Consider the following 20,496-nt stretch of genomic DNA (forward strand, 5'->3'; position numbering starts at 1 on the left):
CAATCTATCATCACTTTGCCGCTATTACACACATTTCAGGCAAACCAGGCGGTCCAGGCGGCGGAAAGAGGCATTGCCAGAAGCAGTGCTGGAAGCATGTTGACTACCGGGAACATTTTAATGCCACAGATGCGCAAACCGGTCGCCAGAAGCAATAAACCGCCTACGGCGCTAAAGTCCGCCATCATCGCCTGTGTCGTTAGCGGTAATATCAGCGCGGCTCCCCAGGCCAGTGTTAACTGGATGATGAGCAATGGAATGCTAATCACTGATACCGCAATCCCCAGAGAGCAGGCGAAGATCATCGCCGTAAAGAAATCAAGAAATGACTTGGCGATTAAAATACTCGGATCGCCGGTCATTCCTTCATTCATCGCGCCGAAGATCCCTGTACCGCTGGCACAAAACAGGACGATAATCGCAACAAAATTTTGAATAAATGATTCATGCGCTGGCTTCTTGTGCGAGTGGCGAAACAGATTTTGCGCTCTGGCAACCGCTGTATTGACTCCTTTCTCCAGCAAACACATTTCGCCGATTAGAGCGCCAAGTAGCGTTGCTAAAACCATCGCCGGAAGGTTGGCGCATTTCACCACCAGTAAAATACCAATCCCCAACGATGCCAGACCAAAAATCGATGTCATTGAGACGCGGATACGTTCCGGTAAACGTTGGCTAAGCAGTGCGCCGAGAATGCCACCCAGTAATACTGCACTCGCGTTGATAAAAGGGCCGATGACCACAAGAGTTCCTGTTAACTGTATTGTTTGATTTTTTTATTATGAACTTTTTGCCCCGTTTATAGCTTGCCTGGACGCAAAGTCCTGGCTTGCACGCTTTAGCGAAAGGTGCCATGATTGCGCGGATTTTCTCCTCTCTGTACGGAGTTTGCCTGATGCATGCCACCTCCTTACATTCTCTCGCTCCTCGCCGTTTTGCGCGAAAATATTCCCTTTCCATGTTACTGTTCATGCGGTGAAGTTAACGCACGCTCACTGCAGGACAACAGTAAAATCAGAGCGTTTCTGCTTTTACTGATGTCTGGCGGTCGGAGCTGGTGACCAGTTTGACCCCCATCTCATGGGGCAAGGTTTTTCACCTTGTCCGATATTCTTACCTCCCCGAAACGGGTTTTGCGTTTATGAAATCAATGAGTATTGCCGCCAGTAATGAACTGGTTTCCCGACTTTCTACCCATCGTCGCGTGGTGGCGCTGGAAGATACTGATTTTACGGACGTCGCGGCAGTCGTCATTACCGCTGCGGATAGTCGTAGTGGCATTCTTGCGTTACTTAAGCGAACCGGTTTTCATCTGCCGGTGTTTTTGTATTCTGACAATGCTGTTGAAGTGCCTGCGGGCGTTACGGCGATTATCAACGGTAACGAGCAGCAGTGGCTGGTGCTGGAGTCTGCTGCTTGCCAGTATGAAGAGAATTTGCTGCCACCGTTTTATGACACGCTGACGCAGTACGTTGAGATGGGCAATAGCACCTTTGCTTGCCCTGGGCATCAACATGGCGCGTTCTTTAAGAAGCATCCAGCTGGACGCCATTTTTACGATTTCTTCGGTGAGAACGTCTTTCGCGCCGATATGTGTAATGCCGACGTAAAATTGGGCGATCTGCTTATTCATGAAGGCTCGGCGAAGGATGCGCAGAAATTCGCAGCCAAAGTTTTTCATGCCGATAAAACCTATTTTGTTCTTAACGGTACTTCAGCAGCGAATAAGGTCGTGACTAATGCGTTGCTAACACGTGGCGATCTGGTGCTGTTCGACCGCAATAATCATAAGTCGAACCATCACGGCGCGTTGATTCAGGCCGGTGCGACGCCGGTGTATCTGGAGGCCGCGCGTAACCCGTTCGGTTTTATCGGCGGTATTGATGCGCGCTGTTTTAATGAAGATTATTTGCGCGAGCAAATTCGCGACGTTGCGCCAGAAAAAGCTGAGCAATCGCGCCCGTTTCGCCTGGCGATCATTCAGTTAGGAACCTATGACGGCACTGTCTATAACGCCCGTCAGGTGATCGATACCATTGGGCATCTGTGCGATTACATTCTGTTTGATTCCGCATGGGTCGGTTATGAACAGTTTATCCCGATGATGGCGGATAGCTCGCCGCTGCTGTTAGAACTTAACGAAAACGATCCGGGGATCTTTGTTACCCAGTCGGTGCATAAACAGCAGGCGGGATTCTCGCAGACGTCGCAGATCCATAAAAAAGATAACCATATTCGCGGGCAGGCGCGTTTTTGCCCACATAAGCGGTTGAATAATGCCTTTATGCTCCATGCTTCCACCAGTCCGTTCTATCCGCTATTTGCCGCGCTGGACGTCAATGCCAAAATCCATGAAGGGGAGAGTGGGCGTCGGCTATGGGCTGAGTGCGTTGAGATGGGGATTGAAGCGCGCAAGGCGATTCTTGCGCGCTGTAAGCTGTTCCGTCCGTTTATTCCGCCCGTTGTCGATGGCAAATTGTGGCAGGATTATCCGACGTCAGTGTTGGCCAGTGACCGCCGTTTCTTCAGCTTTGAGCCAGGAGCAAAGTGGCACGGCTTTGAGGGATATGCCGCAGACCAGTATTTTGTTGATCCGTGCAAGCTGTTACTGACCACGCCGGGAATCAATGCCGAAACCGGTGAATATAGCGATTTTGGCGTACCGGCGACGATTCTGGCGCATTATCTGCGTGAGAACGGCATTGTGCCGGAAAAATGCGATCTCAACTCCATTCTGTTCTTATTAACGCCGGCTGAAAGTCACGAGAAGCTGGCGCAACTGGTGTCGATGCTGGCGCAGTTTGAACAGCATATTGAGGATGATTCGCCGCTGGCTGAGGTGCTACCGAGTGTTTATAACAAATATCCGGTACGCTACCGCGACTACACTTTGCGCCAGTTGTGTCAGGAGATGCACGATTTGTATGTCAGCTTCGACGTCAAAGACCTGCAAAAAGCGATGTTCCGCCAGCAGAGTTTCCCGTCAGTGGTGATGAATCCGCAGGATGCGCATAGCGCCTATATTCGCGGTGAAGTGGAATTGGTGCGGATTCGTGATGCCGAAGGGCGAATTGCGGCAGAAGGGGCGTTGCCTTATCCACCTGGCGTGCTTTGCGTGGTGCCGGGGGAAGTCTGGGGGGGAGCGGTTCAGCGTTATTTCCTTGCGCTGGAAGAGGGCGTGAATTTGCTGCCGGGGTTTTCGCCGGAGCTACAAGGTGTCTATAGCGAAACCGATGCGGATGGCATGAAACGGTTGTACGGTTATGTGTTGAAGTGAGAATAAAAAACGGGTCACCTTCTGGCGACCCGTTTCTCTTTGCGTAATTAGTGGCTAACAGTCTGTGTGCCCGCAGGGACACGAACGTGTTTGTATTTAAACATCGCCATGAACGCGAAGGCCAGAACCACAGAGTAACCTGCGAAAATCAGCCATACGGTCTGCCAGTCGGTAATGCCGTTTTGGGTGTACATCTCAACCACTTTACCGCTCACAATACCGCCGAGGATACAGCCGAAGCCGTTGGTCATCATCAGGAACATCCCCTGCGCACTGGCACGAATTGCCGGGCTGACTTCTTTTTCGACAAACACTGAACCAGAGATGTTGAAGAAGTCGAATGCGCAGCCGTAGACAATCATTGACAGCACCAGCAGTACAGTACCGAACGGAGTCGGGTCGCCATAAGCAAACAGCGCAAAACGCAGGATCCACGCCACAATACTGATCATCATTACGTTCTTAATACCGTAGCGGCTTAAGAAGAACGGGATGGTCAGAATGAACAGAGTTTCAGAGATCTGCGAAATCGACATGATGATTGACGCATGTTGCACGATGAAGCTGCTGGCAAACATCGGGTCTTTGTCGAAGCTGTGCAGGAAGGTATTACCGAACATGTTGGTAATCTGCAGTTCCGCACCCAGCAACATAGAGAAGATGAAGAAAATCGCCATACGCTTGTTTTTAAACAACGCGAACGCATCAAGCCCCAGCAAAGTCGTCCAGCTCTGATTCGCTTGCTGTTTAGCAACCGGAATATGCGGCAGCGTAAAGGTAAACAGCACCAGAACGGCGGAGAGAGCTGCGCCAATATACAGCTGCATGTGGCTTAATTCGAAGCCAGACAGGCTCACCACCCACATCGCCATAATAAAGCCGATGGTGCCCCAGATACGGATTGGCGGGAAATCCGTCACAATATCCAGCCCGGCATTTTGCAGGCGATAGTAGGAGATTGTGTTGATTAACCCAAGCGTTGGCATATAAGCAAACGAGTTAATCAATATCACAAGGAACATCGCCTCCGGCGTGGTGACTTTCGCCGCCATGAAGAGAGTGATCGCACCAATAGTGTGACAAATGGCGTAAACCCATTTCGCACTTAACCATTTGTCGGCCACAATCCCCAGCAACGCAGGCATAAAGACAGCGGCGATACCCAGTGAACTATAAACTGCGCCGATAGAAGCACCGTCGAACTTCAGGGTAACAAACATATAGGAGCCGAGGGTCGTCAGCCAACTTCCCCACAGGCAGAACTGCAGAAAAGAGAGAATTTTCAGCTGCAGCTTAAGATTCATGTTAATTTCCTCACATCATGATGCGGATGAGTGTTTCAAAAAGCACATTTGACCGTGCAAGATGATGCGATTCTATCAACTTCACTGACTGTTTTTTTGTTACCCGTGGCAAATAATTGCAAATAATATCGTTTTGCAAAACATAATTGTGATGTAGATAACACTTTTGCCCCAGGACATCGTCAAGGGGCGATAAGTGCAATTATCGGCGACGGTAAGATTTTTGCGCCGTGTTCACTTTATAAAGATAGCGGCGAGATTCCGCAGAAGGATGGCGGGTCGTTAGCGTCTGATAAACATCGCCCGGGGTCATGGTATTAATAATATTAGCAGCTTGAATCTTATCGTTAGAGAAAACGCGTAACACGCTGCCTGCACCACCGTTATAAGCGGTGATGACGGCATAACGCCGCGACGTTGGGTTATCAATGCCGCCAAGATAAACATTGTTCAGCATCGCCAGATACGCAGTGCCGGTATCAATATTGCTGGCAGGATCAAACAAGAAACTGCGGCTCGGCGTGCCGGATTTCCCCTGCGAGCGGAACACATCTTTCCCGGCAGTATGTTGTACCACCTGCATTAATCCCAGCGCATCGGAACGGCTGACCGCATACGGGTTAAAGGAAGATTCGGTCTGCATAATCGCCAGAATCAGCGACTCATCAACGCCATATTTCCGTGACGCCTGGCGGACCATGCCGAGATATTTGTGCGCACGTTTATCAAGGTGGTTCGGCACCATGTTAATGGTGACGCTGTAGATGATACGCAGCCCGTTGCTGCGGCTTTTCAGACGGTTTTTCAGCAGATAATCCGCGAAGTTGCTTGCGCGACCTTCCCAGCGAATCGGCTGCCCGGTGTTGTCCACCACCTGACCGTAAAGAAAAGGTTCTTTCGAAATCGTAATATCATCAACGTCGGAATAGAGATCGACCGAACTCGGATCATCCCCCATCAGTAACGTTTTGATAATTGCCCGACGCAGATGTGCGGCAGGTTCTGTCCCGGCGATGGTTTCGATAGTGATCGTACCGTCATCAAAGTTGATGTGGCTGCGGGTCTGGTATTGATCGGTGTATTTCACGTAGTCCTTAGGACCGGCGATCACCACCTCTTTGAATCCCCAGATGTTCTCAATATTGTGGGCAAATTGCCCCATCAGAATATCAAAACCGTTGGTATCTTTGACCCAGGCTTCATTATAGGTATCGCCTTTTTTGGTCGTCGAGCAGGAGATGAGCAACGGCGCAATCAAAGCCAGCGCGAGATATTTTTTCATCATTCCGGGTGCGTGTTGTGTTTGTTTTTATGCAAGTTGCCGGAGGCGTACTCCGGCTCTGTTTTTATTTTTTATCTTCCGGCGTATAGCCCTCGATATGCACCTCTTTACCCTCGAACAGGAAGTTGACCATCTCCTGCTCCAGCAGCTTGCGGTGCTCGGCATTCATCATGTTGAGTTTCTTTTCGTTAATCAGCATGGTTTGTTTGTGCTGCCACTGCGCCCAGGCTTCTTTGGAAATCTCGTTGTAGATGCGTTTTCCCAGTTCGCCGGGGTATAGCTGAAAATCCTGACCTTCTGCTTCACGCTGCAGGAAAGTACAAAAAATCGTTCTGCTCATAAATCATCCTCTTTATCGACTCACGCGCTAAACCGGCGCGCCAGTGCGTAACTGCTGTAACAAACGCTCCACGGGAGCCGCCAGACCAACTGACGGCGGTTGCGCTAAGTTATACCAGAGCGCATTGCCTTCATCCATGCAACCGGTGAATGACGACACGGGAAGCCACATAGGCACAATATCTAAATGGAAATGGCTGAAGGTATGCCGAAACGCGGTGAGTTGCGTCAGGTTATCAGCAGCAATCTGCCGTTGCGCCAGCCACTGCCGCAAACTTTCTTCGTCGGCAAACTGCGGGAAACAGTATAAACCGCCCCACAATCCGCTCGGCGGACGCTGCGCCAGAAATACTTCATCTTCGTGCTGTAACAGCAAAAAGTAGCCGGTGCGCTCCGGTAATGTCTGTTTCGGTTTTTTGCCCGGATAAAGCGACCAGCTATTGTTGGCGGCGGCAATACACCCGTTTTGTAGCGGGCAGAGCGAACACTTCGGCTTCGAGCGCGTACAAATCATCGCGCCTAAATCCATCATCGCCTGATTAAACCGCTCCACGCCGACGGCGGGCGTAACCTGCTCGCTTAAACTCCACAGTTTATTTTCGACCTCTTTTTTCCCTGGCCAGCCGCTTACAGCATAGCAGCGAGCCAGCACGCGTTTGACGTTACCGTCGAGAATCGGAAAGTGCTTACCCAGAGAAAGCGAGAGTATTGCGCCTGCGGTGGAGCGTCCGACGCCCGGCAGCGCGGCGACTTCCTCAAAGGTTTCCGGGAATTTACCGTCGTGTAAGGTGGCAACTTGCTGTGCCGCTTTATGCAGATTGCGCGCGCGGGCGTAATAGCCAAGCCCGGTCCACAAGTGGAGAACTTCGTCCAGCGGCGCGTTGGCGAGATCGGTCACCGTCGGGAAGCGCGACATAAAGCGTTCAAAATAGGGGATAACGGTCGCAACCTGGGTTTGTTGCAACATCACTTCTGAGAGCCATACTTTGTAGGGCGTCTTGTCAATTTGCCAGGGCAGAGTTTTTCGCCCGTATTTATCGTACCAGTCCAGAACCAGGGCTGAAAATTGCGACGCTTGCATGGTCACCGAATTCATTGTTGTTGGGGGCAAGATTGCAGCACAGCGACGGCAGGGTGTAAACCGGAACTTTCCGCAGCCACGGCCTTATCATGCTTGCATCCGGCAACTAACTTTGGATAATGCCCGTTTTCAGAACACTTTCACAAGCGACTAAATCTTTATGAAAAACGACGTCATCTCACCGGAATTTGATGAAAACGGCCGCCCATTGCGCCGTATCCGTAGTTTTGTGCGCCGCCAGGGGCGACTGACCAAAGGCCAGGAACATGCGCTGGAAAACTACTGGCCGGTGATGGGCGTTGAGTTCAGCGAAGATATGCTGGATTTCCCTGCGCTTTTTGGCCGTGAAGCGCCAGTGACGCTTGAGATTGGTTTCGGCATGGGCGCTTCGCTGGTGGCAATGGCTAAAGAGCGCCCGGAGCAGGACTTCCTCGGCATTGAAGTGCATTCGCCGGGCGTTGGCGCTTGTCTGGCTTCCGCGCATGAAGAAGGGTTAGATAACCTGCGTGTGATGTGCCATGACGCAGTCGAAGTGCTGCATAAAATGATTCCTGACAATTCATTGAGCATGGTTCAGCTCTTTTTCCCTGACCCGTGGCACAAAGCGCGCCATAATAAACGCCGTATCGTTCAGGTGCCGTTTGCTGAGCTGGTAAAAAGCAAACTGAAACTGGGGGGCGTATTCCATATGGCGACTGACTGGGAACCTTATGCGGAACATATGCTTGAAGTGATGTCTTCCATTGACGGTTATAAAAACCTGTCAGAGAGCAACGATTACGTACCGCGCCCGGCATCACGTCCGGTGACGAAATTTGAACAACGTGGTCATCGTCTTGGTCACGGAGTATGGGACTTAATGTTCGAGAGGGTGAAATAATGGCAAAGAACCGTAGCCGTCGTCTGCGTAAAAAAATGCACATCGACGAATTCCAGGAATTAGGATTTTCGGTGGCATGGCGATTCCCGGAAGGTACATCGGAAGAACAAATTGATAAAACCGTTGATGACTTTATTAACGAGGTTATCGAACCGAACAAACTGGCCTTTGACGGCAGCGGCTATCTGGCCTGGGAAGGTCTGATCTGTATGCAGGAAATCGGCAAATGCACTGAAGAACATCAGGCGATTGTGCGTAAGTGGCTGGAAGAGCGCAAACTGGATGAGGTACGCACCAGCGAACTTTTCGACGTTTGGTGGGACTAAGAAAACATACGGGCGATGACAAATGCAAAACTGCCTGATGCGCTACGCTTATCAGGTCTACAAAGATGCACGATCGAGTAGGCCGGATAAGGCGTTTACGCCGCATCCGGCATGGACAACGCGCACTTTGTTATCAATCTGGGCCAGCAAATGCTGGCCTGATTTGTTCTTGAGGGAAGATTATGATGCGCAAAATGCTGCTGGCGGCAGCACTTTCAGTGACGGCAATGACCGCTCACGCCGACTACCAGTGCAGCGTCACGCCGCGTGACGATGTGATTGTCAGCCCGCAAACCGTGCAGGTGAAGGGCGAAAACGGCAATCTGGTGATCACGCCAGACGGCAACGTGATGTATAACGGTAAGCAATATTCCCTGAATGCCGCCCAGCGCGAGCAGGCGAAGGATTATCAGGCTGAACTACGTAGCACCCTGCCGTGGATTGATGAAGGCGCGAAAAGCCGCGTCGAGAAAGCTCGCGTCGCGCTGGATAAAATTATCGTTCAGGAGATGGGCGAAAGCAGCAAAATGCGCAGCCGTCTGACCAAACTGGATGCGCAATTAAAAGAGCAGATGAACCGCATTATCGAAACGCGCAGTGATGGCCTGACGTTCCACTATAAAGCTATCGATCAGGTTCGCGCCGAAGGCCAGCAGTTAGTGAATCAGGCAATGGGCGGTATTTTGCAGGACAGCATTAATGAAATGGGCGCGAAAGCGGTGCTGAAAAGCGGCGGTAACCCATTACAGAACGTGCTGGGAAGCCTGGGGGGGCTGCAATCCTCAATCCAAACCGAATGGAAAAAGCAGGAAAAAGATTTCCAGCAGTTTGGCAAAGATGTCTGTAGCCGTGTCGTGACACTGGAAGACAGCCGCAAAGCCCTGGTCGGGAATTTGAAATAATCCTCTATTCTAAGACGGCATAATACTTTTTTATGCCGTTTAATTCTTCGTTTTGTTACCTGCCTCTAACTTTATAGATCTCCAAAATTCATTCACGTTGTAAATTGTTTAACGTCAAATTTCCCATACAAAGCTAAGGGATAATACGTAGCGTTCACGTAACTGGAGGAATGAAATGGAGTTTTTCAAAAAGACGGCACTTGCCGCACTGGTTATGGGTTTTAGTAGTGCAGCATTAGCATTACCGAATATCACCATTTTAGCGACCGGCGGGACGATTGCCGGTGGTGGTGACTCCGCAACCAAATCTAACTACACAGCGGGTAAAGTTGGCGTAGAAAATCTGGTCAATGCGGTGCCGCAACTGAAGGACATTGCGAACGTTAAAGGCGAGCAGGTAGTTAACATTGGCTCCCAGGACATGAATGATAATGTCTGGCTGACACTGGCGAAAAAAATTAACACCGACTGCGATAAAACCGACGGCTTCGTTATTACCCACGGCACCGACACGATGGAAGAAACCGCTTACTTCCTCGACCTGACGGTGAAATGTGACAAGCCAGTGGTGATGGTAGGCGCAATGCGCCCGTCCACTTCCATGAGCGCAGACGGTCCATTCAATCTGTATAACGCGGTAGTGACCGCAGCCGATAAAGCCTCCGCCAACCGTGGTGTGCTGGTGGTGATGAACGACACCGTGCTTGATGGTCGTGACGTCACCAAAACTAATACCACCGATGTAGCAACCTTCAAGTCTGTTAACTACGGTCCGTTGGGTTACATTCACAACGGTAAGATTGAATACCAGCGTACCCCGGCACGTAAGCACACCAGCGACACGCCGTTCGATGTCTCTAAGCTAAATGAACTGCCGAAAGTCGGCATCGTTTATAACTACGCCAACGCATCCGATCTTCCGGCAAAAGCACTGGTAGATGCAGGCTACGACGGTATCGTTAGCGCCGGTGTGGGTAACGGCAATCTGTATAAAACCGTGTTCGACACCCTGGCGACCGCTGCGAAAAACGGCACTGCGGTAGTACGTTCTTCCCGCGTACCGACGGGCGCAACCACTCAGGATGCCGAAGTGGATGACGCAAAATACGGTTTCGTCGCTTCTGGCACGCTGAACCCGCAAAAAGCGCGCGTTCTGCTGCAACTGGCACTGACGCAAACCAAAGATCCACAGCAGATCCAGCAGATTTTCAATCAGTACTAATCGCCTCGCCCCGGTATCGTGCCGGGGCTTTTTCACTTCAGACTCACGTCCATTGCCAATTGTTATTACCCTGATGATAATCACTGGAATAAATTATTCCTCGCGAGGGTTTTCTGGTGAAAAAGCAATGGATTGTAGGCACGGCGCTGTTTGTGTTGATGTCTGGTAATGGCTGGGCCGATGGCGAACCGCCAACTGAAAATGTCTTAAAAGATCAATTCAACAAGCAGTATCACGGTATTCTCAAGCTTGATGCCATCAGTTTAAAAAACCTTGATGCGAAAGGTAATCAGGCCACCTGGTCAGCGGAAGGCGATGTTTCTTCCAGTGATGATCTCTATACCTGGGTTGGTCAACTGGCAGACTACCAACTACTGGAGCAGACCTGGACGAAAGATAAGCCCGTAAAATTTTCGGCGATGTTAACCAGTAAAGGAACACCTGCGTCTGGCTGGACGGTGAGCTTTTACTCTTTTCAGGCAGCAGCCAGCGATCGTGGACGGGTGGTCGACGATATCAAAACGAATAATAAATATCTGATCGTGAATAGCGAAGATTTCAATTATCGCTTTAGTCAGCTTGAGTCAGCGTTGAATACCCAGAAGAACTCGATTCCTGCGCTGGAAAAGGAAGTGAAAGAGCTTGATAAGCAAATGGCGGCGGCGCAGAAAGCAGCAGATGCATATTGGGGAAAAGATGCAAACGGCAAGCAAATGACCCGCGAAGACGCCTTTAAAAAAATTCACCAACAGCGTGATGAGTTTAATAAACAGAATGATAGCGAGGCGTTCGCGGTTAAATATGACAAAGAGGTTTATCAACCGGCGATTGCGGCATGTCATAAACAAAGCGAAGAGTGTTATGAAGTGCCGATTCAGCAGAAACGGGATTTCGATATCAACGAACAGCGGCGACAGACCTTTCTGCAATCACAAAAACTTAGCCGTAAATTGCAGGATGACTGGATAACGCTCGAGAAAGGGCAATATCCGTTAACGATGAAAGTTTCAGAAATAAACAGTAAAAAAGTCGCGATATTAATGAAGATTGACGATATCAATCAGGCGAGCGATCGCTGGAAAAAAGATACCGAACAATTACGACGTAATGGGGTGATTAAGTAATTATTGCGATGACGTATGACCTGTAGCCGGATGCTGCGTTCACGCCGCATCCGGCTACAAGTTTACTCCGCCAGAAAAAGCTCCAGCAGCGAATTTAAAAACAACTTCCCATGTTCCGTTATCTGCCAGTAATCTGCACACTCAGTGAGATAACCCTGAGCGATAGCCTCGTCTAACTGTTGGCGAATCACCTCTTCAGAAAGACCTGTGTACTGGCTAAACTCCACGCGCGGTGCGGCTTCCAGCAAACGGAAGCGATTCATAAAGAACTCGAATGGCTTATCTGCGGTTTCAACATCGCGCTGGCTTTCCAGATACCTTCCCTGCATAAAACCACGCGGATGACGCGTTTTGGTGGTACGCAGAATGCGCCCGTTCGGGAAGCTCACTTTGCCGTGTGCACCGCAGCCGATGCCGATGTAGTCACCAAATCGCCAGTAGTTAAGATTGTGCTGGCACTGATAACCCGGTTTGGCGTAAGCGGAAGTTTCATATTGCTGATAACCCGCTGCGGTTAATAACTGATGCCCCTGTTCGAAAATATCCCACAGCGCGTCGTCGTCCGGCAGTACCGGCGGTCGTGAACCAAACAGCGTATTAGGTTCGATGGTCAGTTGATACCAGGAAAGATGCGGCGGATTCAGTTCAATAGCCTGGCGCAGATCGCCAAGCGCCTCTTCCAGCGATTGATCCGGTAGCCCATGCATTAAATCAAGGTTAAAGCTACGCAGCCCCAGCTCGCTTGCCAGTTTTGCAGCACGCTTCGCTTCTTGCGGGCCATGAATACGTCCCAGCCGTTTCAGCTTTTCTTCGCTAAAGCTCTGTACACCAATGGAAATGCGGTTCACGCCAGCACGCTGGTAATCAACAAAGCGATCGGCTTCTACCGTACCGGGGTTCGCTTCCATGGTAATTTCTGCATCCGCTGCCAGCGGCAAACGCGCACGCACGCCGTCCAGCAGCGTTTGCATCGCCGGGCCGGAAAGCAGGCTCGGCGTACCACCGCCAATAAAGATTGTCTTTACTTCACGGTTCTGTGCGTAAGCGACATCGTTGTCCAGATCGTTAAGCAGATGCTGAACATAATCGTCGTGCGGCACTTGCCCTTTCAACGCGTGAGAGTTGAAATCGCAGTACGGGCATTTCTGCACGCACCACGGGATGTGAATGTAGAGACTCAGCGGCGGTAATTTAACCATTACGTAAAGCGTCCAGCAGCAGTTTCAACGCCTGACCACGATGGGAAATGGCGCTTTTCTCTTCGCGAGTCAGTTCGGCAGCGGTTTTGCCTTCGGAAGGCACGAAGAAAATCGGATCATAACCAAAGCCACCAGTACCGGAAGGTTCACGGGTAATCACACCCGGCCAGCTGCCGTGGCACACCAGCGGAGTGGGATCTTCCGCGTGACGCAGATACACCAGCACACAGTGGAAGCGAGCCTGACGTTGGTCGTCCGGTACGTCTTTCAGTGTTTCCAGCAGTTTTTGCAGATTCTTTTGATCGGTCGCGTCTTCACCGGAATAACGCGCGGAGTAAATCCCTGGCGCGCCACCCAGCGCATCTACCGCCAGACCGGAGTCGTCGGCAATCGCCGGTAAACCGGTCGCTTTTGCCGCGTGGCGCGCTTTCAGAATCGCGTTTTCGATAAAGGTCAGGCCGGTTTCTTCGGCGGAATCAACGCCAAGCTCCGTTTGAGCCACGATATCAAGACCGAAGTCGCTAAGCAGCGACGCCAGCTCACGCACTTTACCGGCATTGCCGGTTGCGAGGACAACTTTTTGCATAGGATACCTAATTAATTAACGCCGCGATTTCTGGCGGGATTTGTTGCGGATTAATGATTTTAATTTGTTTGTGGCGGCCAAGTTCGCCTTTTTCAATCACCACCTGGCTTTTGGCTACCCGGAATTGCTTACCGAGAAATTTCACCAGATGGCTGTTGGCCTGGCCGTCAACCGGCGGCGCGGTAATGGCGACTTTTACCTCGTCGCCATGTAAACCGACAATAGAATCACGGCTGGCTTTTGGCTGAATATAAAGCCGCAAAACCAGACCGTCATCGTTAACTGTTACGGCACTCATAACGCCATCCACAGCCCCGGCAGCAGCATGTTTCCTGTCGCCTGTAATACTTCTGCGACACCCATATTGATGACATACAGCAGCAGAACGAGGATCATCGGCGAGAAATCAATCCCACCCATTGCCGGCAGCAGGCGGCGAATTGGACGCAGCAGCGGATCGGCAAGCTGAATCAGCACGTATTCAATCGGGCTACGACCCTGGCTTACCCAGCTCATAATCGCCATCACCAGCAGGACCCAGAAAATCAGCAGGCCGATGGTTTTCAGCAGAATCAGTAAACCAGCAATCCAGATGATTGGCAGGAAGGTCACCACTTTAAACAGCACAATGGCTTTGATGAAACTGAGAATATAGGCAACCAGCAGCGAGGCGCTGTCAATGGGTCCCATTGCCGGAATAACGCGGCGCAGTGGCCCGATAATTGGCTGTGTCACTTTCACCACAAACTGTGAGAAAGGGTTATAAAAATCACAATGAGCCCACTGCATCCAGATGCGTAATAACAGCACCATGGTATACAGCTCAATGACCGTTGAAAGCAGGAAAGTCAACGTATTCATGGCGTTCCTTTAATTCCTTATTTTTTAGAGTAATCACGCGCACCAAAGATGGCTGTGCCGATGCGAACCATTGTGCTACCTGCCGCAATGGCGGCTTCCATATCGTCCGACATCCCCAGAGAGAGCGTATCGACATGCGGGTAGCGCGTTTTCAGTCCGGCAAATGCTACAGCCATTTGGCGTGCAACTTCAAACTGCCTTACATATTCTGACTCAGGCGCAGGGATTGCCATCAGCCCGCGCAGGCGTAGACGCGGTAGTTCAGCGACCGCAGCCGCCAGTTCGTCCAGTTCTGCCAGTTGAATCCCGGACTTACTGTTTTCATCACTAATATTAATTTGAATCAGTACGTTAAGAGGGGGGAGTTCTGCCGGTCGCTGGTCGTTCAGGCGGGTAGCGATACGCAAACGGTCGATGGTATGACACCAGTCGAAATGCTCTGCCACCAGGCGGCTTTTGTTGGACTGTAGCGGACCAATAAAATGCCATTCTAATCCTGTTACGCCCAGTTCCTGAAAGTGGCGAATTTTATCTACCCCTTCCTGAACGTAGTTTTCACCAAATTGACGCTGCCCGGCGTCGATGGCTTCTGCGATGGCGCTCGCAGGTTTTGTTTTACTGACTGCAAGCAGCGTAATTTCTTCTGGAGAACGGCCGCAACGCGTTGCAGCCGCTGAGATTTTGTCCCGGACCTGTGCCAGGTTATGCGCAATATCGTTCATTTTCCGAGGATCTTAGTATGAATATGGAAGAAATTGTGGCCCTTAGTGTAAAGCATAACGTCTCGGATCTACACCTGTGCAGCGCCTGGCCCGCACGATGGCGCATTCGCGGCAGAATGGAAGCTGCACCGTTTGACGCGCCGGACGTGGAAGATCTACTGCGGGAGTGGCTGGATGACGAGCAGAGGGCGATATTGCTTGAAAATGGTCAGCTTGATTTTGCCGTATCGCTGGCGGAAAACCAGCGGTTGCGCGGCAGTGCGTTCGCGCAACGGCAAGGTATTTCTCTGGCATTACGGTTGTTACCTTCGCACTGCCCGCAGCTCGAACAGCTTGGTGCGCCACCGGTATTGCCGGAATTACTCAAGAGCGAGAATGGCCTGATTCTGGTGACGGGAGCGACGGGGAGTGGCAAATCTACCACGCTGGCGGCGATGGTTGGCTATCTCAATCAACATGTCGATGCGCATATTCTGACGCTGGAAGATCCTGTTGAATATCTCTATGCCAGCCAGCGATGTTTGATCCAGCAGCGAGAAATCGGTTTGCACTGTATGACGTTCGCATCGGGATTGCGTGCCGCATTGCGGGAAGATCCCGATGTGATATTGCTCGGAGAGCTGCGTGACAGCGAGACAATACGTCTGGCGCTGACGGCGGCAGAAACCGGGCATCTGGTGCTGGCGACTTTACATACGCGCGGTGCGGCGCAGGCCGTTGAGCGGCTGGTGGATTCATTTCCGGCGCAGGAAAAAGATCCCGTGCGTAATCAACTGGCGGGGAGTTTACGGGCGGTGTTGTCACAAAAGCTGGAAGTGGATAAGCAGGAGGGGCGCGTGGCGCTGTTTGAATTATTGATTAACACGCCAGCGGTGGGGAATTTGATTCGCGAAGGGAAAACCCACCAGTTACCACACGTTATTCAAACCGGGCAACAAGTGGGGATGTTAACTTTTCAGCAGAGTTATCAGCAGCGGGTGGGGGAAGGGCGTTTGTGAGGCGAAATTGGTTGATTAGCTTCGTAAATATGCCTGATTCGCTACGCTTATCAGGCATACAAACGCAGCATCCGGCAATGAACGTCTGATGCGACGCTAACGCGTCTTATCAGACCTACAGCCGTTGCCACATGTAGGCTGGATAAGGCGTTTACGCCGCATCCGGCAAGATGACGGTAATGACAATTCGCCAGGCTTATAAATCGCCTTAATAACCCTGCTCGAAATAACTTTCGAGAATGATAACCGCAGAGGCAGAGTCGACTTTACCTTTGTTGAGTGCCCGGTAACCACCTTGTTCAAAAAGCCCGGAACGCGCTTCTACGGTGCTAAGACGCTCGTCATGTAGCTTTACTTCAATACCGAAACGACCATGAATACGGTTGGCGAATTTACGCGCCCTGGCGGTTAATGGCTGTTCGGTGCCGTCCATATTCAGCGGCAAACCGACGATGATTTCGTCCGGCTGCCATTCTTTCAGTAAACGTTCGATGATGTTCCAGTCCGGCGTACCGTCCTGAGCTTTAATTGCAGGCAAAGGGCGAGCGGTGCCGGTAATACGTTGACCTACCGCCACACCAATGCTTTTAGTGCCGAAATCAAAGGCGAGTAAGGTTCCGCTCATCAGGCGTGCCCCGCCACACCAGGCATAGTGAGAATATCAACACCAATCAGTCTTGCCGCATCGCGCCAGCGGTCGGCAATCGGCGTTTTGAACAGAATATTCAGATCTGCCGGGGCGGTTAGCCAGGCGTTGTCGAGAATCTCTTGTTCCAGCTGGCCTTTATCCCAGGAGGCGTAACCCAACGCCACCAATACGTCAGACGGTTGTTTATCGGTGCCGAGCGTTTCAAGTACATCGCGGGAGGTGGTCATCACCGTGTTGTCTGAAATGCGAATACTGGAAGCAAAATTTGATGGTGGAGTATGCAAAATAAACCCGCGATCTTCAGCTAGCGGGCCACCGAGCATAACCGGTTTGTCCAGACGGATTGATTCATCACGCGGCTCCGGCGTGATCTTCAGCTTTTCCAGAATCCCTTCAATTTTGAGATTTTCCAGTGGCTTATTAATGATAATCCCCATTGCGCCATTGGTATTATGTTCGCAAATGTAGACCACGGAACGACGGAAAATCGGATCCTGGAGAGCAGGCATGGCAATAAGAAAGTGATGCTGTAAATTCATTGTCAGAGGTTCTGTTTCCTGGTTCAAAAAAGCAACAGCGCCCAGTATGCGTGGAAAGAAGGGCGCTGTCACTCAGAGTCTCAACGAGATCCCTCTCGTTAAACTGGGTTATTGCTGCTGTAAACGTGCTTCTATGGCATCCATTAACATTCCGGTGATCGAGACCGGAAACTCTGCTTCAATCTCACGAATACAGGTTGGACTGGTGACGTTAATTTCAGTCAGACGGTCGCCGATAATATCCAGGCCAACAAAAATCAGCCCTTTTTCTTTCAGCGTCGGCCCAACCTGGCGGGCGATTTTCCAGTCACTTTCAGTTAGCGGACGAGGTTCGCCACGACCACCGGCAGCCAGATTGCCACGGGTTTCGCCACCCTGCGGAATACGTGCCAGACAGTACGGCACCGGCTCGCCATCGACGACCAGCACGCGCTTGTCGCCATCTTTAATGGCAGGCAGATAATTCTGCGCCATGCAGTAGCGCGTGCCGTGTTCAGTCAGGGTTTCGGCTATTACGCCGAGGTTCGGATCGCCTTCTTTCACCCGGAAAATAGACGCACCGCCCATACCGTCCAGCGGCTTAAGGATGATGTCGGTGTGTTTTTCCCAGAACGCTTTTAACTGTGCTTTATTGCGCGTGACCAGCGTTTCTGGTGTTAAGTCAGAGAACCAGGCGGTAAACAGTTTTTCGTTACAGTCGCGCAGGCTCTGCGGCTTGTTAACGATCAGCGTACCTTTCTCTTCGGCACGTTCCAGAATGTAAGTGGCGTAGATAAACTCGGTATCAAACGGCGGATCTTTACGCATCAGGATCACGTCGAGATCGGCCAGTGGCAGATCTTGCTCCCCCGTAAACTCGTACCATTTATCGTAGTTTTGTTCAACGCTCAGAGTACGCGTATGAGCACGGGCTTCACCGTTAATCAAATAGAGATCGGCCATCTCCATATAGTGAAGTTCGTAACCACGACGTTGTGCTTCCAGCAACATAGCGAAGCTGGAATCTTTCTTGATGTTGATGTTTGCGATGGGGTCCATCACGATGCCGAGCTTGATCATTATTCTTCTCCGTTAGCCCAAATCGCCAAATCGTACTTGTAGCGCGGTAATGGCGGTGAGCGCAGTTGTCTCTGTACGCAAAACGCGAGGTCCCAACAGGATATCAGTAAATTGATAGCGGGCAGTCATGGCAATTTCATCTGCCGATAAACCGCCTTCCGGGCCAATCAGCAGGCGGACGCGTTCAACCGGTAACGGCAACGTATTGATGCTGTTACTGGCGCGCGGGTGAAGATTCAGTTTCAGCCCTTCATCCTGCTCTGCACACCAGGCTTCCAGATCCATCGCTGGACGGATTTCCGGCACCCGGTTACGACCACACTGCTCACAGGCAGCAATTGCAATCTTCTGCCACTGCTGGAGCTTCTTGTTCAGACGTTCGCTATCCAGTTTAACGCCGCAGCGTTCAGAAAAAAGTGGCGTAATGAGGCTTACTCCAAGTTCGATCGATTTCTGGATAGTAAATTCCATTTTTTCACCGCGCGACATCACCTGACCGAGATGAATATGCAACGGGGATTCACGATCGTCGAGCTGACCTTCCAGCACTTTTACTTCGACACTTTTTTTGCTGGCGCTGGTAATTTCTGCGTCAAAGACCTGGTTGCTGCCGTCAAACAACTGCAACGCCTGTCCAGGTCCCATACGCAGTACACGTCCGATATGGTTGGCGGCATCTTCGCAAAGCGCGATGTGAGAGTTGCTGATAAGTGGTTCTGGATGATAAATGCGGGGGATACGCATGGTTAAAAATCCGCGTCGTCTCCCCACGCGGTTGTCCGCGTGGGGTAGGGGTTAACAAAAAGAATCCCGCTAGTGTAGGTTAGCTCTTTCGCGCCTGGCAAGCGCGTTGCACATACGGGTTATGATTGCCTTGCATCTTCGCAATACGTTCGTCGCGCTCGCACTCCCAGTCGGTCACCGGATACATCTTGTTCCAGGCGTTAAAAAGCTGCGTTTGTTGGCGTGAGAGTGTCAGGTTGTACTGGTCACGCATGTAGAAATAAGTTCGTGCAATGATGCCTCGCGTATGAGCGGGTGGTTCAGCCACTTTTTCTTTGAAATCCACCTTCATGGCACACTGCCCGTACTGCCCTTCGCCGCCGTTCCACTGACTATACATAAAATTGCCGCGATCGCCGTTCACTTCGCCTATTGCGGGCTGAAGGTTATGCATATCGCTTTCCATTTTGCGATAAACCGGATCTTTGGCGCAGTTTTTACGTCCACCGTCTTGCCAGCACTGACGCTGGTGACCGAACTGCCAGGCAGGAACCACATGTTCCCACTCTACGCGGCTGGCGCGGTTTTCATTTTTGCGCACCTGGTATCCGCACGACTCCAGATCCACGATGCCTTTTTTACCCTGCCAGTTGATTTTACATCCGCAGTAAAATGTTCCCGGCACATCAGCGTAGACTTTTACCGCTGCTGTTTTCGCCTGGGAAAAACTATTGATGCTTTCGGCCAATGCAGGGCCGGAAAATGCTGCGCTCAGTACCACCGCAGCCACAGACAAATTACGGTACATCACTTACTCCGTGTTAAAACGAGCGAGCAACGTAGCGAAAGTTGTTTTGGTATGCAATCAGCCAGATCAGTAAAATTCCTGATAGTTCTACTGGTTATTGGGCAACCAGTTGTTCACCGCAGTGAACGCAGCGATAGACGGCCTCTCCACGCACCACGCGGTTATGGCGGCGCACGGTAAGCTGATGCTCCTGGCATTTACAGCGGTAAGGGAAGGTGTTGCGGCGCACGGATTGTAGCTCAAACTGATGCGTGCGGCGGGCGGGAACGCCCAGCACGCTTTCCATCATCCACTTCCATTCTTTGCCGTGCGGCGCCACGCGACCGAAGTGTTTCCAGACCAACAGATGCGCCAGTTCGTGCGGCACCACTTCTTCTATAAAAGCCTCGCTGTTTTCCATCAGCAGCACCGGATTGAGGCGAATTTCATAGCTGTCCAGCCATGCTGTTCCGGCGGATGTACCACGCTGGGTGTACGAAATTTTTGGCTCCGGGTAATTACGCCCCAGCTTCAGGTTGGCCTGGGCGAGTTTTTCCCGCAGGCGACGCATAACGGCCTGTTGGATGGCGATAGGGAGACGGGAAGTTTTCATAGCGGCTGAGGATAAAGCGAAGA

At 51.3% G+C, this 20,496-nt stretch carries 24 protein-coding genes; 8 read left to right on the top strand and 16 right to left on the bottom strand.

Going from position 1 to position 20,496, the window contains the following annotated elements:
• Positions 1 to 35 precede the first annotated feature (35 nt).
• Positions 36 to 743: a DUF554 domain-containing protein gene (locus tag A7Z06_RS12680; RefSeq protein ID WP_105279448.1), complete on the bottom strand. Its 708-nt coding sequence runs from the start codon at positions 741 to 743 to the stop codon at positions 36 to 38.
• Between the two features lie 152 nt (positions 744 to 895).
• Between A7Z06_RS12680 and A7Z06_RS22065 the strand changes: the two genes are divergently transcribed.
• Entirely contained in the window at positions 896 to 979 is an 84-nt protein-coding gene (locus tag A7Z06_RS22065; RefSeq protein WP_213090444.1) for a hypothetical protein, read from the top strand.
• A 162-nt stretch (positions 980 to 1,141) separates the two neighbouring features.
• The gene (gene speC, locus A7Z06_RS12690) at positions 1,142 to 3,277 is read left to right on the top strand and encodes an ornithine decarboxylase (protein ID WP_105279449.1); all 2,136 of its coding nucleotides are present in this window, start codon (positions 1,142 to 1,144) and stop codon (positions 3,275 to 3,277) included.
• Between the two features lie 47 nt (positions 3,278 to 3,324).
• Here the strand turns inward: speC and nupG are convergent, their stop codons facing one another.
• The 4 genes from nupG to mutY all read right to left on the bottom strand — a co-directional run bounded on the left by nupG (position 3,325) and on the right by mutY (position 7,283).
• Entirely contained in the window at positions 3,325 to 4,581 is a 1,257-nt protein-coding gene (gene nupG, locus A7Z06_RS12695; RefSeq protein ID WP_001049785.1) for a nucleoside permease NupG, read from the bottom strand.
• Between the two features lie 202 nt (positions 4,582 to 4,783).
• The gene (gene mltC / locus A7Z06_RS12700; protein WP_000760323.1) at positions 4,784 to 5,863 is read right to left on the bottom strand and encodes a membrane-bound lytic murein transglycosylase MltC; all 1,080 of its coding nucleotides are present in this window, start codon (positions 5,861 to 5,863) and stop codon (positions 4,784 to 4,786) included.
• Between the two features lie 64 nt (positions 5,864 to 5,927).
• Positions 5,928 to 6,203, bottom strand: coding sequence for an oxidative damage protection protein (locus A7Z06_RS12705; protein ID WP_000091700.1), 276 nt, complete (start codon positions 6,201 to 6,203; stop codon positions 5,928 to 5,930).
• Positions 6,204 to 6,230: 27 nt separating this feature from the next.
• Entirely contained in the window at positions 6,231 to 7,283 is a 1,053-nt protein-coding gene (gene mutY, locus A7Z06_RS12710; RefSeq protein ID WP_105279450.1) for an A/G-specific adenine glycosylase, read from the bottom strand.
• Positions 7,284 to 7,443: 160 nt separating this feature from the next.
• Here mutY and trmB point away from each other — a divergent pair, with 160 nt between their 5' ends.
• The 5 genes from trmB (at position 7,444) to A7Z06_RS12740 (ending at position 11,737) form a co-directional block, all read left to right on the top strand.
• Complete coding sequence (trmB, locus tag A7Z06_RS12720; protein ID WP_000786919.1) at positions 7,444 to 8,163, top strand: tRNA (guanosine(46)-N7)-methyltransferase TrmB; 720 nt, start codon at positions 7,444 to 7,446, stop codon at positions 8,161 to 8,163.
• Positions 8,163 to 8,489, top strand: coding sequence for a YggL family protein (locus A7Z06_RS12725; RefSeq protein WP_001107564.1), 327 nt, complete (start codon positions 8,163 to 8,165; stop codon positions 8,487 to 8,489). The genes trmB and A7Z06_RS12725 overlap by 1 nt, the downstream gene beginning before the upstream one ends.
• A gap of 182 nt (positions 8,490 to 8,671) precedes the next feature.
• Positions 8,672 to 9,391 carry a DUF2884 domain-containing protein gene (locus A7Z06_RS12730; RefSeq protein ID WP_000984799.1) on the top strand — a complete coding sequence of 240 codons (720 nt, stop codon included), beginning with the start codon at positions 8,672 to 8,674 and terminating at the stop codon, positions 9,389 to 9,391.
• Positions 9,392 to 9,566: 175 nt separating this feature from the next.
• A complete protein-coding gene (gene ansB / locus A7Z06_RS12735) occupies positions 9,567 to 10,613 on the top strand; it encodes an L-asparaginase 2 (RefSeq protein ID WP_000394145.1) in 1,047 nt (348 codons plus the stop codon).
• Positions 10,614 to 10,729: 116 nt separating this feature from the next.
• On the top strand, positions 10,730 to 11,737 hold the full coding sequence (locus A7Z06_RS12740; protein ID WP_000745197.1) for a DUF1202 family protein: 1,008 nt from the start codon (positions 10,730 to 10,732) through the stop codon (positions 11,735 to 11,737).
• A 62-nt stretch (positions 11,738 to 11,799) separates the two neighbouring features.
• Here A7Z06_RS12740 and hemW read toward each other — a convergent pair whose 3' ends face one another.
• The 5 genes from hemW to yggS are packed head-to-tail and all read right to left on the bottom strand — an operon-like array spanning position 11,800 to position 15,105.
• On the bottom strand, positions 11,800 to 12,936 hold the full coding sequence (gene hemW, locus A7Z06_RS12745; RefSeq protein WP_105279451.1) for a radical SAM family heme chaperone HemW: 1,137 nt from the start codon (positions 12,934 to 12,936) through the stop codon (positions 11,800 to 11,802).
• Complete coding sequence (locus A7Z06_RS12750; protein ID WP_001174758.1) at positions 12,929 to 13,522, bottom strand: XTP/dITP diphosphatase; 594 nt, start codon at positions 13,520 to 13,522, stop codon at positions 12,929 to 12,931. Before A7Z06_RS12750 ends, hemW begins: the two co-directional genes overlap by 8 nt.
• A gap of 7 nt (positions 13,523 to 13,529) precedes the next feature.
• Entirely contained in the window at positions 13,530 to 13,820 is a 291-nt protein-coding gene (gene yggU, locus A7Z06_RS12755; RefSeq protein WP_001277222.1) for a DUF167 family protein YggU, read from the bottom strand.
• On the bottom strand, positions 13,817 to 14,383 hold the full coding sequence (yggT, locus tag A7Z06_RS12760) for an osmotic shock tolerance protein YggT (protein WP_001094831.1): 567 nt from the start codon (positions 14,381 to 14,383) through the stop codon (positions 13,817 to 13,819). Before yggT ends, yggU begins: the two co-directional genes overlap by 4 nt.
• A 17-nt stretch (positions 14,384 to 14,400) precedes the next feature.
• Complete coding sequence (yggS, locus tag A7Z06_RS12765; RefSeq protein ID WP_010347747.1) at positions 14,401 to 15,105, bottom strand: pyridoxal phosphate homeostasis protein; 705 nt, start codon at positions 15,103 to 15,105, stop codon at positions 14,401 to 14,403.
• Positions 15,106 to 15,122: 17 nt separating this feature from the next.
• Between yggS and A7Z06_RS12770 the strand changes: the two genes are divergently transcribed.
• Positions 15,123 to 16,103 carry a PilT/PilU family type 4a pilus ATPase gene (locus tag A7Z06_RS12770; protein WP_010347746.1) on the top strand — a complete coding sequence of 327 codons (981 nt, stop codon included), beginning with the start codon at positions 15,123 to 15,125 and terminating at the stop codon, positions 16,101 to 16,103.
• Positions 16,104 to 16,311: 208 nt separating this feature from the next.
• Here the strand turns inward: A7Z06_RS12770 and ruvX are convergent, their stop codons facing one another.
• From ruvX to A7Z06_RS12800, 6 genes are all read right to left on the bottom strand, one after another.
• Positions 16,312 to 16,728, bottom strand: coding sequence for a Holliday junction resolvase RuvX (gene ruvX, locus A7Z06_RS12775; protein WP_000017102.1), 417 nt, complete (start codon positions 16,726 to 16,728; stop codon positions 16,312 to 16,314).
• The gene (locus A7Z06_RS12780) at positions 16,728 to 17,291 is read right to left on the bottom strand and encodes a YqgE/AlgH family protein (RefSeq protein ID WP_010347742.1); all 564 of its coding nucleotides are present in this window, start codon (positions 17,289 to 17,291) and stop codon (positions 16,728 to 16,730) included. Before A7Z06_RS12780 ends, ruvX begins: the two co-directional genes overlap by 1 nt.
• A 108-nt stretch (positions 17,292 to 17,399) precedes the next feature.
• On the bottom strand, positions 17,400 to 18,350 hold the full coding sequence (gene gshB / locus A7Z06_RS12785; protein WP_000593254.1) for a glutathione synthase: 951 nt from the start codon (positions 18,348 to 18,350) through the stop codon (positions 17,400 to 17,402).
• A 12-nt stretch (positions 18,351 to 18,362) separates the two neighbouring features.
• Complete coding sequence (rsmE, locus tag A7Z06_RS12790) at positions 18,363 to 19,094, bottom strand: 16S rRNA (uracil(1498)-N(3))-methyltransferase (protein WP_010350368.1); 732 nt, start codon at positions 19,092 to 19,094, stop codon at positions 18,363 to 18,365.
• Between the two features lie 79 nt (positions 19,095 to 19,173).
• Positions 19,174 to 19,881, bottom strand: coding sequence for a deoxyribonuclease I (gene endA / locus A7Z06_RS12795; protein ID WP_000286196.1), 708 nt, complete (start codon positions 19,879 to 19,881; stop codon positions 19,174 to 19,176).
• Between the two features lie 94 nt (positions 19,882 to 19,975).
• Complete coding sequence (locus A7Z06_RS12800) at positions 19,976 to 20,473, bottom strand: SprT family zinc-dependent metalloprotease (protein ID WP_000858393.1); 498 nt, start codon at positions 20,471 to 20,473, stop codon at positions 19,976 to 19,978.
• Between the last annotated feature and the right edge of the window lie 23 nt (positions 20,474 to 20,496).

Source organism: Escherichia sp. MOD1-EC6819, assembly GCF_002965765.1.
In the GTDB taxonomy this organism is placed as follows: Bacteria; Pseudomonadota; Gammaproteobacteria; order Enterobacterales; family Enterobacteriaceae; genus Escherichia; species Escherichia ruysiae.

Bases quoted from the DNA above. Each gene is read 5' to 3' on its own strand.
- A7Z06_RS22065 (WP_213090444.1), top strand. From the start codon at position 896: ATGCATGCCACCTCCTTACATTCTCTCGCTCCTCGCCGTTTTGCGCGA.
- speC (WP_105279449.1), top strand. From the start codon at position 1,142: ATGAAATCAATGAGTATTGCCGCCAGTAATGAACTGGTTTCCCGACTT.
- nupG (WP_001049785.1), bottom strand. From the start codon at position 4,581: ATGAATCTTAAGCTGCAGCTGAAAATTCTCTCTTTTCTGCAGTTCTGC.
- mltC (WP_000760323.1), bottom strand. From the start codon at position 5,863: ATGAAAAAATATCTCGCGCTGGCTTTGATTGCGCCGTTGCTCATCTCC.
- A7Z06_RS12705 (WP_000091700.1), bottom strand. From the start codon at position 6,203: ATGAGCAGAACGATTTTTTGTACTTTCCTGCAGCGTGAAGCAGAAGGT.
- mutY (WP_105279450.1), bottom strand. From the start codon at position 7,283: ATGCAAGCGTCGCAATTTTCAGCCCTGGTTCTGGACTGGTACGATAAA.
- trmB (WP_000786919.1), top strand. From the start codon at position 7,444: ATGAAAAACGACGTCATCTCACCGGAATTTGATGAAAACGGCCGCCCA.
- A7Z06_RS12725 (WP_001107564.1), top strand. From the start codon at position 8,163: ATGGCAAAGAACCGTAGCCGTCGTCTGCGTAAAAAAATGCACATCGAC.
- A7Z06_RS12730 (WP_000984799.1), top strand. From the start codon at position 8,672: ATGATGCGCAAAATGCTGCTGGCGGCAGCACTTTCAGTGACGGCAATG.
- ansB (WP_000394145.1), top strand. From the start codon at position 9,567: ATGGAGTTTTTCAAAAAGACGGCACTTGCCGCACTGGTTATGGGTTTT.
- hemW (WP_105279451.1), bottom strand. From the start codon at position 12,936: ATGGTTAAATTACCGCCGCTGAGTCTCTACATTCACATCCCGTGGTGC.
- A7Z06_RS12750 (WP_001174758.1), bottom strand. From the start codon at position 13,522: ATGCAAAAAGTTGTCCTCGCAACCGGCAATGCCGGTAAAGTGCGTGAG.
- yggU (WP_001277222.1), bottom strand. From the start codon at position 13,820: ATGAGTGCCGTAACAGTTAACGATGACGGTCTGGTTTTGCGGCTTTAT.
- yggT (WP_001094831.1), bottom strand. From the start codon at position 14,383: ATGAATACGTTGACTTTCCTGCTTTCAACGGTCATTGAGCTGTATACC.
- yggS (WP_010347747.1), bottom strand. From the start codon at position 15,105: ATGAACGATATTGCGCATAACCTGGCACAGGTCCGGGACAAAATCTCA.
- A7Z06_RS12770 (WP_010347746.1), top strand. From the start codon at position 15,123: ATGAATATGGAAGAAATTGTGGCCCTTAGTGTAAAGCATAACGTCTCG.
- ruvX (WP_000017102.1), bottom strand. From the start codon at position 16,728: ATGAGCGGAACCTTACTCGCCTTTGATTTCGGCACTAAAAGCATTGGT.
- A7Z06_RS12780 (WP_010347742.1), bottom strand. From the start codon at position 17,291: ATGAATTTACAGCATCACTTTCTTATTGCCATGCCTGCTCTCCAGGAT.
- gshB (WP_000593254.1), bottom strand. From the start codon at position 18,350: ATGATCAAGCTCGGCATCGTGATGGACCCCATCGCAAACATCAACATC.
- rsmE (WP_010350368.1), bottom strand. From the start codon at position 19,094: ATGCGTATCCCCCGCATTTATCATCCAGAACCACTTATCAGCAACTCT.
- endA (WP_000286196.1), bottom strand. From the start codon at position 19,881: ATGTACCGTAATTTGTCTGTGGCTGCGGTGGTACTGAGCGCAGCATTT.
- A7Z06_RS12800 (WP_000858393.1), bottom strand. From the start codon at position 20,473: ATGAAAACTTCCCGTCTCCCTATCGCCATCCAACAGGCCGTTATGCGT.